Origin of the sequence: Methanosaeta sp. UBA356, from assembly GCF_002496465.1 — an archaeon.
Classification (GTDB): Archaea; Halobacteriota; Methanosarcinia; order Methanotrichales; family Methanotrichaceae; genus Methanothrix; species Methanothrix soehngenii.
This window is the reverse complement of sequence record NZ_DAKC01000064.1, coordinates 3,542-17,438: the sequence shown is the minus strand read 5'-3', so window position 1 is coordinate 17,438 and position 13,897 is coordinate 3,542. Positions and strand designations below refer to the sequence as shown.

At 54.5% G+C, this 13,897-nt stretch carries 17 protein-coding genes; 9 read left to right on the top strand and 8 right to left on the bottom strand.

Annotated elements, in window-relative coordinates:
* The 3 genes from BP727_RS05470 to BP727_RS05460 all read left to right on the top strand — a co-directional run.
* Window positions 1-2,112: acetate--CoA ligase family protein (locus BP727_RS05470; protein ID WP_324306739.1), on the top strand; the 2,112-nt coding region annotated here is incomplete at its 5' end.
* Between the two features lie 99 nt (window positions 2,113-2,211).
* Window positions 2,212-2,805 carry a hypothetical protein gene (locus BP727_RS05465; protein WP_273271792.1) on the top strand — a complete coding sequence of 198 codons (594 nt, stop codon included), beginning with the start codon at window positions 2,212-2,214 and terminating at the stop codon, window positions 2,803-2,805.
* Window positions 2,806-3,005: 200 nt separating this feature from the next.
* Window positions 3,006-3,542: a hypothetical protein gene (locus BP727_RS05460; protein WP_048132100.1), complete on the top strand. Its 537-nt coding sequence runs from the start codon at window positions 3,006-3,008 to the stop codon at window positions 3,540-3,542.
* An 83-nt stretch (window positions 3,543-3,625) separates the two neighbouring features.
* Here BP727_RS05460 and BP727_RS05455 read toward each other — a convergent pair whose 3' ends face one another.
* Window positions 3,626-4,963 carry a signal recognition particle protein Srp54 gene (locus tag BP727_RS05455; RefSeq protein WP_013719377.1) on the bottom strand — a complete coding sequence of 446 codons (1,338 nt, stop codon included), beginning with the start codon at window positions 4,961-4,963 and terminating at the stop codon, window positions 3,626-3,628.
* Window positions 4,964-5,031: 68 nt separating this feature from the next.
* Complete coding sequence (locus BP727_RS05450; RefSeq protein ID WP_162145008.1) at window positions 5,032-5,583, bottom strand: hypothetical protein; 552 nt, start codon at window positions 5,581-5,583, stop codon at window positions 5,032-5,034.
* A 325-nt stretch (window positions 5,584-5,908) separates the two neighbouring features.
* Between BP727_RS05450 and BP727_RS05445 the strand changes: the two genes are divergently transcribed.
* Together BP727_RS05445 and BP727_RS05440 are read left to right on the top strand one after the other, a co-directional pair.
* Window positions 5,909-6,952 (top strand): C1 family peptidase, encoded by a 1,044-nt coding sequence (locus tag BP727_RS05445; protein ID WP_157863718.1) that lies wholly within the window; start codon window positions 5,909-5,911, stop codon window positions 6,950-6,952.
* A gap of 150 nt (window positions 6,953-7,102) precedes the next feature.
* The gene (locus tag BP727_RS05440) at window positions 7,103-7,552 is read left to right on the top strand and encodes a hypothetical protein (RefSeq protein ID WP_013719380.1); all 450 of its coding nucleotides are present in this window, start codon (window positions 7,103-7,105) and stop codon (window positions 7,550-7,552) included.
* A gap of 242 nt (window positions 7,553-7,794) precedes the next feature.
* On the opposite strand, the gene BP727_RS05435 is transcribed toward BP727_RS05440, so the two are convergent.
* The 4 genes from BP727_RS05435 to cobZ are packed head-to-tail and all read right to left on the bottom strand — an operon-like array spanning window position 7,795 to window position 9,981.
* Window positions 7,795-8,157 (bottom strand): hypothetical protein, encoded by a 363-nt coding sequence (locus BP727_RS05435; protein WP_013719381.1) that lies wholly within the window; start codon window positions 8,155-8,157, stop codon window positions 7,795-7,797.
* Window positions 8,154-8,741 (bottom strand): NTP transferase domain-containing protein, encoded by a 588-nt coding sequence (locus BP727_RS05430; protein ID WP_013719382.1) that lies wholly within the window; start codon window positions 8,739-8,741, stop codon window positions 8,154-8,156. Before BP727_RS05430 ends, BP727_RS05435 begins: the two co-directional genes overlap by 4 nt.
* On the bottom strand, window positions 8,741-9,505 hold the full coding sequence (gene cobS, locus BP727_RS05425) for an adenosylcobinamide-GDP ribazoletransferase (RefSeq protein WP_013719383.1): 765 nt from the start codon (window positions 9,503-9,505) through the stop codon (window positions 8,741-8,743). Before cobS ends, BP727_RS05430 begins: the two co-directional genes overlap by 1 nt.
* Complete coding sequence (gene cobZ, locus BP727_RS05420; protein ID WP_052297539.1) at window positions 9,502-9,981, bottom strand: alpha-ribazole phosphatase CobZ; 480 nt, start codon at window positions 9,979-9,981, stop codon at window positions 9,502-9,504. The genes cobS and cobZ overlap by 4 nt, the downstream gene beginning before the upstream one ends.
* A 95-nt stretch (window positions 9,982-10,076) precedes the next feature.
* Here cobZ and BP727_RS05415 point away from each other — a divergent pair, with 95 nt between their 5' ends.
* The 4 genes from BP727_RS05415 (at window position 10,077) to BP727_RS05400 (ending at window position 11,357) form a co-directional block, all read left to right on the top strand.
* Complete coding sequence (locus BP727_RS05415; protein WP_013719385.1) at window positions 10,077-10,427, top strand: MJ1244 family protein; 351 nt, start codon at window positions 10,077-10,079, stop codon at window positions 10,425-10,427.
* Window positions 10,411-10,638 (top strand): NifU family protein, encoded by a 228-nt coding sequence (locus tag BP727_RS05410; protein WP_013719386.1) that lies wholly within the window; start codon window positions 10,411-10,413, stop codon window positions 10,636-10,638. Before BP727_RS05415 ends, BP727_RS05410 begins: the two co-directional genes overlap by 17 nt.
* A gap of 83 nt (window positions 10,639-10,721) precedes the next feature.
* Window positions 10,722-10,946 (top strand): LSM domain-containing protein, encoded by a 225-nt coding sequence (locus BP727_RS05405; RefSeq protein ID WP_048132106.1) that lies wholly within the window; start codon window positions 10,722-10,724, stop codon window positions 10,944-10,946.
* A gap of 9 nt (window positions 10,947-10,955) precedes the next feature.
* A complete protein-coding gene (locus tag BP727_RS05400; RefSeq protein WP_013719388.1) occupies window positions 10,956-11,357 on the top strand; it encodes a helix-turn-helix transcriptional regulator in 402 nt (133 codons plus the stop codon).
* A gap of 89 nt (window positions 11,358-11,446) precedes the next feature.
* Here BP727_RS05400 and yciH read toward each other — a convergent pair whose 3' ends face one another.
* Window positions 11,447-11,755 (bottom strand): stress response translation initiation inhibitor YciH, encoded by a 309-nt coding sequence (gene yciH, locus BP727_RS05395; protein ID WP_013719389.1) that lies wholly within the window; start codon window positions 11,753-11,755, stop codon window positions 11,447-11,449.
* 69 nt (window positions 11,756-11,824) lie between these two features.
* Window positions 11,825-13,897: vWA domain-containing protein (locus BP727_RS05390; protein WP_286857774.1), on the bottom strand; the 2,073-nt coding region annotated here is incomplete at its 5' end.

Sequence of the window (13,897 nt, the reverse complement as noted above, 5' to 3'; positions counted from 1 at the left end):
CAGAGCAGAACGATAAAGAGCAATCTGGGGTTGAAAATGGCAGAAGTAATCAAAGACATTATCGATCAGGCAAAATCAGTAGACAGAACTTACCTCATGGAGCATGAGAGCAAGGCCATTTTGGAGGAGTTGGGGATATCCACAACCGGCACCGTGGTAGCAAGAACCGAAGAGGAGGCAGTGGAGATATTCAAGTCTCTGGCCAGTCCAGTGGCCTTGAAGGTTCTCTCTCCTGATGTAGTCCATAAATCCGATGCAGGTGGGGTCAAGCTCCATTTGAATGAGGAGAACGACGTCCGGCGAGCCTACCGGGATATTGTCAGCTCATTTCAGGGAAAGCCGGTGGAGGGCATCTCTGTGCAGAAGATGGCCCCGACGGGAATAGAGGCCATCGTGGGAGTGGCAAACGACCCCACCTTCGGGCCGGTTCTGATGTTCGGCCTGGGGGGGGTATTCGTTGAGGTCTTGAAGGATGTCAGCTTCCGCTCCATCCCCATCACCCGCTCAGATGCACAGGAGATGATCGAGGAGATCCGGGGGTATTCCCTGCTCAAGGGCAGCCGGGGCCACTCTGCGGATATCGAGGCCTTGAAGGATCTACTGATGAGGATATCGGATTTTGTGAACTTGGAGCCCCGCATCTGGGAGATGGATCTTAATCCCGTGTTCCTCTATCCCCATGGTTGCACTGTGGTCGATGCCAGAATCATCCTGGGCGAGCCCAGGGCCAGTCCACCCGCCGGGAAAGAGAAGCAGGATCTGCATGACCTCTTCTATCCTCAGAGCATAGCGGTGATCGGGGCTTCGGGTACGCCAGGAAAGCTGGGCTGGAATGTCTTCACCAATCTGGTCAGCCACAAGTTCAAGGGTATGCTCTATCCCATTAACCCCCGAGCAGAGGAGATTCATGGCATCAAGGCCTATCCCCGCATCAGCGCGGTGCCCGAGCGAGTGGATGTGGCCATCATTCTGGTCTCTGCAGGCATGACCGCGGATGTAGTGGAGGAGTGCTGCCAGTGCGGCGTGCGCTATATCGTAGTCGAGTCGGCCGGGTTTGCGGAACTGGGGCCGGAAGGCAAGAAGATCGAATTGCAGATGAAAGAGATCGCAGATAGGTATGGCGTGCGGCTGCTCGGACCGAACTGCTCGGGGATCATCAACACTCACTGCAGCATGGTGCAGTCCATAGGGATTGTGGATGCCTTGAGTCAGGGCAACATCGGCCTGGTATCCCAGGCAGGGGTGTGTGCAGCCGGGATGCTCTGGGGGCTGCGCCATATCATGGACTTCGGCATCATAGCCACCATTGGCAACAAATTGGACATCAATGAGACCGATATCATGGAGGCGGTGAGCAAGGACGAGAACATCAATGTCATCTGCATGTATCTGGAGTCGGTGAAAGGCGGCAGAAGGTTCATAGACCAGGCTCGCCAAATCACCATGAAAAAGCCCATAGTGGTGCTAAAGTCCGGCCGGACCGAGGCGGGAAAGAAGGCCGTGGCCTCCCATACTGCCTCTCTGGCCGGAAACGACCAGATCTACAGCGCCGTCTTCCGCCAGTCGGGGATCATCCGCGCCCGAGACTATGAGCATATGTTCAACCTTTCCAGAGCCATATCCAAGCAGCCCCTGCCTGACCGGGAGGGGGTTTTCATCATAACCTATGCCGGCTCGTTGGGGGTGATAGCTGCCGATGCCATCATCGACAATGGCATGCGCCTCTCCGAGCTGGAGGAGCCTCTGAAGAAGAGGCTGATGGACCTTTTGCCGGACTATGTCTGCGGCATGAACCCGGTGGACTACACCTTCAGCCAGGACGCCAGGATTGTGAAGAGCACCATAGAGATCGGGGTGGATAGCATTGATGTGGGCAGCTTCATTGTCATCCTCCAGGCGGAGATCCTGGACAGCTATGTTGATACCCTGAAGAGCATCGACTACAAGGGAAAACCCATCATCGCCTGCGTTGCCGGAAAGGAGTTTGAGATGCCCGGGGTCATAAAGATGGAGAAGGCGGGAATACCGGTCTTCTCGACCCCAGAGCAGGTGGCAGATGCCCTGGGGATCATGTACCGGCACTACAAGAGGGTTAAACAGGCGAAGAACTGAATTTCCAATTTTTTTTATCATTTCGCATGATCGCCCCTTTCCAGAAGAGACAAGGTTTAAGATCTCCCAGGTATGCTATGACATGGAGGTATTAGGAGAATGGGATTCAAGTTTGTATTGATGGCGTTGGCCCTGGTCGCATGCCTATCGGCTGCGGCTCTTGGCGCCAATGCAGTTCCGGAGTTTCCCACTGAGGATATGTCCGGCAGTGTGATCCGAGAAGAGGTTCAAGAAGGAGTCTATGGCGTTGCAGATGATCCATCGCTATCTTTTAGAAATGAGAGCCTGTTTTATATCGACAGACAGACGGGGATGAGCCCCAATGCCGTCACCAAGGTGCCTGTTAGGTATGTAGCAATAGCAGGGAACTGGTCCTTTACCCTTACCGGAGCAGCTACCAGCTACCTCACCCTTAATCTGTACCAAAACCAAGATGCAGTATCGGGATATGGTATACTGATGCAGAATGGAAACGCAGCTCAGGTAACCGCTGCGGGCACTATACTGGGCGACAGAGTGGCCCTGTTCGTGTCCCCGGTGCAGAGCCAGGGCCTTTATCGCTTGAGCCTGACCATAACCCCGGGATCCATGAACGGCAGCTTCGTCTACACCGCTCCGGGAGTGACCCAACCGGGCATAGCCTCTGGAAAGCTGCTGTCGGTTCAGCCGGTGGCCGTTCCAGCGATGGCATAGTGCGGACTTAAGGCCGGCAAGAGCCGGCCCGGCAAAATCGCAAAATACCCTGGCGGGATATAATAGATCCCCCTTTTTTTCAGTTGCGCCTTTCAAGCCCACGATTATTATACCAGAGATTGCTATATCATTTGATTGCCGTATCATCTGTGGAAAAGAGGCTTGAGTGGTGAATGCAATTGCATTTGAAAGGAATTCCGATGGCGATCTTGGTCTTGCTGATCCTCCTCTCGGGGGCAGCATCACAAGGATATATGGGTACCGTCTCTACCGGCAGGGGAATACTCACCCCAATCACCGTGGGAGAGGAAGAGTCATCGCAGGCACAGGTCGGCCTCTCCGGGGGGCTAAACCTCACCGGAAGCTGGTCGGCGAATCTTAAGGGCAGCCCCGCCAGACATCTGGATCTGGAGATGTTTCAGCAGGATGACCTGGTTATGGGCTCAGGGCAGCTTAGCTCTGAAGGCCGAAGAATTAACATCACTGCCGCCGGGTCGGTTGGGACAAAGGACCTGATGGTGTTCGTCATGGCTGCGGGAGGGGAGGAGGTCATAAGAATGGAGCTGTCCGCAAGCAAGACTGCCATCACCGGGGTGTATGAGGCATTTTCCCGGGGGATGCCGATCGAATCGGGAACGTTGACTGGAAGTGTGATCCTTTCCGCACCCCAAGATAAAGAGATAACCATCATCAGCGCCGCCACACCATTACCGGCGGCAAGCACCTCTTATGCATAGGCAGCCAGTGATCTAGAGAAAAGGCAGCCAATCGGGCCGAATCGATAAGAGCATCTACAAAAGCAGCAATGGCCAGAGCATCGTTATGTCTTGGCGCCTGGGTTGAACCTCTTCATCATCCTCTTCATGTTCATCTTGCCCATGCCTCCTCTCATCCCCTTGAGCGCCTTCTGCATGGCCTGATGGGATTTGAGCAGCTCGCGGACGAGGTCAGGCGAAGCGCCGCTGCCCTGGGATATGCGCTTGATGCGCGAGGCGGTGATGATCTTGGGGTCATCCAGCTCTGCGGCGGTCATGGAGTCCATGACTACCCGGTATTTGTCCAGCCTGTCCTTGGTCATCTGATACTCTTTGTCCGATAGCTCAAAGCCCAGACCTCCCATGGGCAGCATCTGCATGATCTGCTTTAATGGTCCGAGCTTGTTCATGGCCTCCATCTGCTGGTACATATCCTTGAGGGTGAACTTGCCCCGCATCAAGGACTCGACATCCACCTCCTGCTCGGTCTGAACCTCCTGGGCCCGCTCGATGAGGGTTTTGATATCACCCATCCCCAGCATGCGGGAGATGAAGCGATCGGCCTCAAACCGCTCTAAATCCGCAGGCGTCTCGCCCACTCCGATGAAGGCCACCGAGGTCTTGGTCTCCGCCACCGCAGAAAGGGCTCCGCCGCCCTTGGCAGTGCCGTCAAGCTTGGTGATGATAACCCCGGTGATGTTGACCGCCTCGTTAAACGCTTTCGCCTGCTCGCTGGCCTGCTGGCCTAAAGCGGCGTCCATCACCAGCAGCTTCTGATCGGCGTTTACCACTGCGTGGATGTCCTTCATCTCCTGGATCAGGTCCCCCTCCAGGGCATGCCTCCCTGCGGTATCGACGATCCGTATATCGTATTTTTTTGTGGCCTCCAGGCCGTTCCTGGCTACTGCCGGGGCATCGGTGTTGCCCTTCTCGCCGTAGAAGAATATGCCCTGCTTCTCGCACAGAGCCTTGAGCTGGTCATAGGCTCCTGCCCGGAAGGTGTCAGCGCATATTACCGCAGTGCGTAAGCCTTTCCTCTGGAAGAAGGTGGCGAGCTTCGCTGCGGTAGTCGTCTTTCCCGAGCCCTGCAGGCCCACGAGCATGATGTTCTGCTTTTTCAGAGGGATGTCGGCACCGCGGCCTACAAGGTTTATCAGCTCCTGGTAGACGATGTTGATCACATGCTCCCTTGGGTTCATGCCCGGAGCGGGCTTCTCGTCCAATGCTCTCGATTTGATGGTGTTGGATAGCTGCATCACCAGCTTCACATTCACGTCTGCTTGCAGGAGGGCACGCTGAATCTCCCGTACCGCTTCGTCGACCAGTGCTTTATCTATCTTATTCGCTGAGGCAATCTTCTTTAGGGCATTGCGCAGCGATCCGCCTAAGTTGTCCAGGACCATAATGCTTCCATTTCTGGTGGTCTTTAAGCCATATAAATTGTTTCTCGATGCAAAGCCATTCCAGGGGCCTATATCCTCACGGCGGTGGCATTTCCCTCGTCCATGATCTCACCATTCCACTTCAGTATATAAGCTCCAAATAGCGTTTCATTCGCTAAAACCAGATCAAGATCGCATCCGTCATACCTTTGATCCGGGAATTTTGGCGCCGCCGATTTGACCTTCAGCATTAGCAGTTCTCCCTCGAAGGAGCCGCTGGCAGATACGGAGTTCTTCGCCAGGCCCTCTCTCAGTTCGCCAAAGCCCATCACCTTGCTCCCACCGGAGGCCCAGAGGTCGAGGCCCAGGGAGACATCGCTCCGATTGGCAAATCTCACCGTCCAATCCCCGCTCACTTTATCTGCTTCGCTGGTTTCAGTCTCATTGAATGGCGATCCATCAGAGAACGGATCTCTCTTCCCTTCCACCACGGTGACTTTGGTGGGGGAATTTGCCATATCCATGCTGGGGGGAGTGATCAGGGGCTTGGGCATATCCATGTTGGCTCCGGTGATACTGGGCACTGCGATGGTGCCGGGATCCAGGGCTATGGCCTGAATCGATAAGCATGATAGCAACATCAAAACAAATGCCATTTGCATGTCAGTTCGTCTCACTTTTGCCCACCTGCCTGTCAATTATCTTCGTTATAATTTTAAACGTATCCCAGGGAAGAGGCGTCCACCTCCAGTCGGTTGGCATTACCTGAAAAGCGGACAAGTATATATTTCATCCAGCCTATTATGCTATAGAAATGTCGTCCCTCCAAATGAACTCAAGCCAAGGAATGCAGCCCCGGGGATTGGATATTTCGTATGCATTTCGTCTTAGCCACCAATAGACTGTGCGGCGGAGATAGCGATGTTGGCAGAATTGCCGTCTGAGCATTGATTGGAGATGAAGACAATGGGAAAGACATATTCGACCGGGCTGATAGTATCGCCAGCAGAGATTCAGCATAATATGGCTATGTTTGTTGCCATGGCAAAGCTTCTGAGGGCGGTGGAGCATCCCTCTTCCTTTGACTGGAGGAGTATTGAGGGCGAAGACTTTACCACCCCCATCCGCGATCAGGGAAAATGCAGTAGCTCCGTTGCCTTCGCCACCATCGCCCTGATGGAGTCCATGATAAAGATCGCAAATCAGGACCCCAAATTGCAGCCCGATCTCTCTGAGGCCTATCTTTTTCCCCGAGGAGGTGGAAAATGCGAGAGCGGTGCTCAATTCGGGCGGATGCTCACGGCTGCAGAGTCCGGGGTTTGCGATGAGCTCTGCTGTCCTTATGCTGGAGACTGGAAGCCATGCCCGGATTTCAAGAGCAGATTGACTGCCATCACATTCTCTGAGACGATCTTCAGCCCGGAGCAGGCCAAAGCCCATATCGCCTCAACCGGCCCTCTAATGAGCGGCATGGCGGTCTATGCAGACTTCTTCGAGCATGATGGGGGGATTTATAGTCAGGATTATGGGAACTTCGTAGGCAACCATGCCATTCTGATCGTTGGCTATGACGAAGGGGAGGATTGCTGGATAGGGAAGAACTCCTGGGGTCTCACTTGGGGGGAGGGAGGGTGGTTCAGAATCAAGCAGGGAGAGTGCGGCATAGGCTCAGCTTTCCCATTCTATTCCGCTGCCATAGGCTTGAGTCCAGTTCTAGCCTTCCCACCGTCACCAGACATCGCCGCCCCGATCGACGGCACCTTGTATGTAACCATGACCAGAGCCGGAGAACGCGATGTGATCTTGCTGGTGAACAATAGGGAGATCGGGGCGCTCACCTTGGGCGAGACCCTGACTGCAGGGGAGTTCAAGAGGGGTGATACCATCCAGTTCGACCTTGTGGGAATCGCTCATAAGAACGTCTGCTTCCCATCGGGCTGGAGGATATGGACTCTCAGGATGGATGGAGGAAAGTACGAGTTCCGGGTTCTGGAGCGGGATAAACGATAACCACAAGGTTTATTATCATTATAGTTCGAACCGCTATCTGCGGTGATGAAATAGCATTCATCTCCCGCGATAGAAGCATCAATCGATCACCGATCGCATCTGTGCCAGGGAGTGGGAATGAGGGCAGGATGCGCATTTAGGAGGATTAATATGGCAAAGATTTTTAGCATAATGGTCCTGGCGACCATGCTGGCATTGATAGCGCCTGCAATTGCCCAGCTGCCTTCTGAGGCAGTAGCTAGTAATCGCGAAGATATTTCTGCAATAAACAGGAGCATCATAAATCAATTCGATCCCACGTATGTATGGAAGAATCCATATGCTTTGGATCTATCCGGGATCAGTCCGGCAGTATTTGGGAACATCGCCTTCGCCAAGAGCCCCGGTGGCGTTTCATCGGCACTATATACCGAGAGCATCAATGAGTTTTTGAGCCGCGATCCTGATGCCGGCAAGAGCAACATCACCGTCAATGCCGCCAGAGTGGGATTGACGACAAAGGCCGCTTTTGTTGGAAGCAGTGTGCGAGGGAGCCCATCCGCACCCGGGAGCACTGCAGCATCACCGAGCGCCGCAGAAATGCAGAATGAGACCACTTAGATCTTGAGCTTGCGAGGACCTTCCAGGCCCCCCTGGCATGATCCCGGCGTCGTACCATGCCGGAATTAAGGCCTCGGGGCCCTTAAGGTCAGGAAGGGCTTCTTGGGCAGGTGGTCCTCTCCCCGGAAATCAGATTTTTTTGCTCCTGTGTGTTATATGAAAGGAAGGTCAGCTTCTCCGGCCTAAAGACCGGAGTTCCCTTGCGCCATAGATATGGAATGGTCCATGGGCACAGGCATCGTCTACTCCATATCGCCTTCTTCCACTGCCTCCCTGGGGGCAAGCATCAGATCGTTGAACAGCAGGATCTCAATCACCTGGGCAACATAACGCCTCTGCTGGAATCTCTGGATATCCTGGTTCATCTTCAGCTCGGCATCGACCTGCACTCGGATCAGGCTAAGCCTCATATCCCTCTGCTCATCCTCCTTGATGCAGAGGCTGCATATTTCTTTGAGCAGCCAGGGAAGCCTCAATGGGTTGCGCAATGCTCGGGCCACGAGGAGAATATAGCCCTTCGGCTCTTTTACCTCATCCTCGCCGGTGAGCAACATCAGGTCTCCGAGAGAGAACTTCTCGCCGTTAATCGTTATGGTGTCATTCAAATAAAATCACCTTGCAGTATCCGCTCGCAGAGGCGGAGGTCCTCTGCCACATTCACATTCACTGCCAGCTCTATCCTCTCCATTATCAGATGATAATCCTCCTGCTCTCTCTCGATCTCTCCTCCGTCCAGCACATTGATCCCTGAGGGCACGATCAGCTGGCCCCGGTAGTTGAAGAGGGAGTCGGGCCTCCGGCCCAGACGGCGGTGCAGATCCAGTGGAGTGTGGGTGGAGAGGGCTGGCTCAGGACGTTCTTCATAGACCTCGATTATAGTATCGATGAGCTCGCTTGTGATCAGGGGCAGATCGGCCATGATGACCATTATGGGATCGGTAACCATTGCCTCATTCACCGCAGAGATCATGTCCGGGACAAAGCCCATCCCCGGAGTATCCACCACGGATAGGCTCCAATCCCGTGCCCAGGCCCGAGTGAGGGGCACATTCTCAGTGGTGGCGACGTAGATCTTCTCCACTGAGCTATCCTCCAGGGCCAGGGCTACATACTCAATCAACCTCCTGCCGAAGATCGTCACCATGGGCTTCTCTCCCCTATTCAGACGGGAGCCCCTTCCTCCAGCCATCACCAGAGCGTCCAGGGCAGAACACCTCCTAACGCCAGGGCGGCAGCGAGAGCAGTCACCCGTGCAATCTCATTTGTCGCTCCAATGCCGTCACCAGTCGCTCCGCCGAAGTTTCTCTTCGAGACCCATACCAGGTAAAGTGCGGCCAGTTGGGCTGCGGCCAGGATCGCCAGTCCGAGAGCTCCAAGGGCGAGTGAGCAGATGACCGCCGATATGACCAGGCCCAGGAGGAATTGGCCCTTATCCGTCCTCTGAATCATTATCTGCCCAAATCCCTTCTGCAGGGAGCTGGAGAAGGCAGCAAAGGATATCATAGCCTCTTTGGCACTGACCTCTGCGGTGAGAAGTGCCAGGGGCAAGAGCCTTTCCGGCAGGCTGGACAGGACGGCAAATGCCGCCAGGATTAAAACGACGATATACAGTCCTCCTCCGGTTCCCATGTATACGTCCTTCATCGCAGCGATCTTCTTCTCCCTTGTACCGTGAGCGATGACACCATCAGCAAAGTCTGCCAGGCCGTCGATGTGGTTTATGCCGCATAGCCAGTAGATAGCGACTATTACCACTACGGCAACCAGGCTCGCCGGAAATGCCTGCAGAGCGATGTAGGATACCGTTCCCAGGATCGCCCCCAAAACCAAGCCCACCAGGGGAAAGACATAGACATGGTTCATCAGGGCTTCCACCCCCTCCATGGATATGCCTACCGGTATGGCGGATAGCCATCCGAAGCCGGATTTAAGGGCGAACAAGAGGCCTTTCAATTCCCGCTCCCCGGATTCGTTGCCGCTCTGGTGTACATGTTGGCTGAGACTCCGCCGATAAGCCCGGCCAGAGCATCATCCAGGAAGGGTCCCAGCCGGGAGAGTATTCCCGGTTTGGCCTTGTCGTAGCGCACATAATCGAACAGCCCCTTATATCCGCCCACGTACTTGGCTATGCTCAGGCCTATGACCTCGTCCGCGATGAGGCAGGTCAGATCGTTCTCATAGTCGGACGGTTTCAGGTTGGGAAGGTTGCGCCTTTCTCCCTCCACCTCCAGGAGGAGGGCGGCGTATATGAGCAGGGCCAGATTGGGGTCGGACAGAGCTAGGTTCATCTCCCGGCGGAATACGGCTTCTGCTCGCTCGCGCGTCTCCACTCCGGGATGGGGGAAGTATAGCTCCATTGCTGCAGATATGATCTCTTCCTCAGTGATTCCCCTGCTCTTCAGCACGTCTCTGATATCTCTGGATGGCATGGTAGGGAATGCATGGCCTGGGTAGGATAAAAGAATATCCCGGTATCGCGAAGTTTTATAAGGTCTTATGGCCGATATATAGGTGAGGAAACTCCATGAAGACCATGGTCAAGATTTTTGTAGATCACGAGCATCTCGTCAGAGTCATCAACAGCTTGACGGAGCTTGGAATCACCGGCTTTTATCTCATTGAGTATCAAGGAATGGCACCCACCAACTGGAAGAGCTTCCAGCTGAGCGAGGATCCCGATATGGCATTGAAGGCCATCCGAGATCATTCAGAGCCCGGAGTCATGGTCAATACCGTTGTAGGCCCAGATAAGTGTCAGCGGCTCATAAAAGAGCTCGAGGAAGCTTTAAAAGGGATAAGGTTTACCATAATCGGGCACCAGGTTAATTCCATAAAGGTTAAAGGAGACGATAATACTCATGCAAAACCTAAATGACGAGGTGGAGGCGGCCCTGGGAAAGATCCGGGAGGGCCTTCGCGTGGACGGCGGAGATGTTGAGCTCGTCGATATCAGTGATGGCATTGTGACCGTAAGGCTGCAGGGGCATTGTGCGGGCTGTCCATTCTCCCAGATGACCCTGAAGAACTTCATCGAGAAGGAGCTCGTGAAGAGCGTCGCTGGGATAAAAGGTGTGGTATCCGTCTAGATATGACGGGTATCGACCGCATCAATATAGACCAGTGAAACTGCATAAGGGTTATCCGTCGAAGTGGCCAAGGAGTCTGAAATATGTTCCCAACTAAGAAGGTACAGAGTCTGGTAGGTAGCAAGATTCAGGTAGAGATGAAGGGATCACCCCGATACGTGCTGGAGGGTGTTCTCAACAGCGTAGATGAGTACTTGAACCTGCACTTGCTGGAGACCGTGGAGCTGATCGGGGGCGAGAAGACTCGCTCTTTGGGATCGGTCATCCTGCGCGGCAATAACATCATTCTAATCAGCCCAGTGGAGTGAGTGTCGGGGATGTCTGTCGAGGAAGCATTAGATTACATTAAATCGCATCCTGAGGGAGCCCTGCAAAGCGATCTATGGAAGGCTCTGAAGATCGATTCCAGAAAATGCTCTCGCATAGTGGCCAAGCTGCTCAAAGATCGCCATATTACCCGAGAGGTGGAGTCGGTCGACGGCATCAGGACTTATAGGCTCTTTTGCGTCAGCAGGACTAGCGGCAGACGTTTCGATCCTCTTATGGCTCTGGATGCCTTTGAGCCCTGCGCCGGCTGCATAGAGGAATGCATTCCCGAGCATTGCGCCAGCCTGAGCGAGTGGATATTCTCAATTGTTATGAGCTCAGACGAGGTGGCTCCTTCCAATGCAATTCAAGAGGAGGGGGGCAGCCAGGCATTGCGCTCTCCCTCATCATAATCAATCCTTTTTTAAGAAAAGAAAATGAGCAAAGAAAATACGTAAGTTAGGATCTGCCTGCCCATCGATAAAAACCTGCGAAATGGGATTCAGGTGCTTATCTGGTCTGCGCCGAATCCCTTCTTGACCAGGATATCCTTGATCCTTTGTATATGATTGCCTTGAAGCTCGATCAGACTGTCCTTTACCGTCCCGCCGCAGGCCAGCTTGGATTTCAGGTGAGTGCACAGCTCCTGCAGATCGATCTCATGAGGATCAATGCCCTGGATAACTGTCACCTCTTTTCCATATCTACGCTTCTGAACTTTGACTACGATCCTTTGCTGCTCCTTGGCAACCTCCTCGCAGATGCATAGCTCCTGTGGAAGGCCGCAGACGGCACACATTTGAGAACTCATTTGGTGGCAGTTACCTCCATAATATATCTCACTACAGGCTGATTATGCTATTAAAATCTGATGGTGACCTCACGGCTTTGTCCGCCCCTGCCTTCGTATGTCATTGATCTTTCTTGATACAATCTCCAACAGGAATATCAAGAGGGCGATGATGAGCAGAGCGTCCCTTCTGGATACCCTCTCTTCTGTCATCCTCTGGCTGACCCGAGATGCTTCTGCAATCAGGCTCCTCCCCGCTTCCTCCTCGGTGAAGACCTTGCCTCCATTGGCCATGATCAGGCTGGGAAGATCTGGATTGTATCCGATGTATCTGTACTCCAGGGGGTAGTTGACAGCAACTCCGTAGTCTCCTATATAGTAGATGCCGCTGCTGTTGGGAGTAAACGTCGCCGTGTATCTATTGTCCCCTATCTTTTCCACGTTCGCCCCGGGCAGGCTGGGCCGGGAGTTGCTGGCAATGGTGATCTGCAAGGGAGTGTTCTGCCATCCATCCTCTCCCTCCACTCTGTCTTCCTGCGGCCGGGGATCGCCCACCGCCCAGTTGACGACGGAGGATATCAGCTGAGAGCTGGGGCTGCGATATAGCAGACCGGCCCAGGAAATGCCGTTGTCTGTGGTCAGGGCCGCTACCCTCCCCAGGCCGTAACGCCAGACGGTGAGGACGGGCTTGCCATCGGTCAGTGCCACCAGCCTCAAAGAGCCGGGTTTGGGGGTGACATCATTGAAGCCAGTGATGGTGGCGTTCAGCTCCAGATCGGTGGTGATATAGTGGTTCTGGTTGACCACTGCCAGGTCGTAGCTAGTGATGTTCTTCTCCGGCGGCCTCGTCTCCTCGGGCAGAGGGGTGCTGATGGTGGTCAGAGAGTCGGGATAAACGAAATAGGTGAACTCCGAGCCCGTGCTGCTGGCGATATCCGGGAAGCTACCCGTCGCGCCAGGGATGGCCTGGACCTGAATCAGCCTGGTGGTGATGTTCATCTCCCGGATCAGCTCCTTGGATCGTACTACGACATCCCCATAGTTCTGGAGGTTTCCATCGGAGAGGACAATCATCTCCCCCTCGCCTCCGCTGGCCTGGATCATATCTCTGGCCAGCTCGAGGCCAGAGTCAAGATAGCTGTTTTCCGTTCCTGTGGGGGCAAGGGTAGCGATTCTGTCCGCGAGGACGTTCTGGCTCCGGGATAAGGGCACGGGATCGATCACATTATAGGCCCGGGTTCCAAAGACCACCAGTCCCACATTGTAATCCTGGAACTGGGGGGAATGCAACAGCTCCACCGCCAGGGCTTTCTCATAGTCTAGCAGGGTGGTCCCGTCCTTGGTGAGAGTGGACAGCAGGCTGAAGGAGATGTCCAGGACGAAGATGAGCGTCTTGCCTCCCTCAAAGCGGCTGGGAAAGGACTGCACAGGCAGGAACCTCTCCAGAGTCGAGTTGCGGTATTCTCCCAGGTCGTAGGAATTCTTGCCTCCCACTACCACCAGGCCGCCACCCTCGCGCACATAATCCTCCAGCCGGTCGAGGCTCGAGCTGTATTCGATATCGTCAAGGATAATGGACTTATAGCTATCCAGGCTGGGGGGAAGCTCAGAGGCTGCAGTCAGCTTATAAAGATCATCCAGGTTCTGGGCCAGGGACGAGTCGCTTGAGGTGAGGAGGAGAACCTCCGGCTTGGGGACGACATATATCGACTTCTGGTAAACATCGTTTGCCGGCTGCATATCCGGGGCGATCACCGCTCTGAGGATATGGTTTCCCGTCTCCAGGAAGGAATGAGAGATCTTGATCGAGGCGCTCCCATTGGCCTGGATCTGGTCGCTGTAGATCTTTTTCTCATCGGCATAGACCGATAGGGGTCCGCTGTAGTCAAGGGAGCTTCTCACCATCACCCGGAAGGGGTAGTCCCCTCCCAGGACAGCGGTGTTTGGTCCTGATATCTCCACCCCGGCATCGCCTTTCACCGGATCGATGTCCAGGGCAAAGACAGTGCTATTCGAGCTCCTGGCCAGGGCGAGGGCATCTTCTAGCGATCGGCCGCTATTGCTGTAGCCATCCGTCACCAGGAGGATTGTGCTTCCTGGAAGGGCATGCTGGAGAATCCTGTCCCCCAGGGGAGTCGAGTCACCGGAGAATGTGCGCAAAGA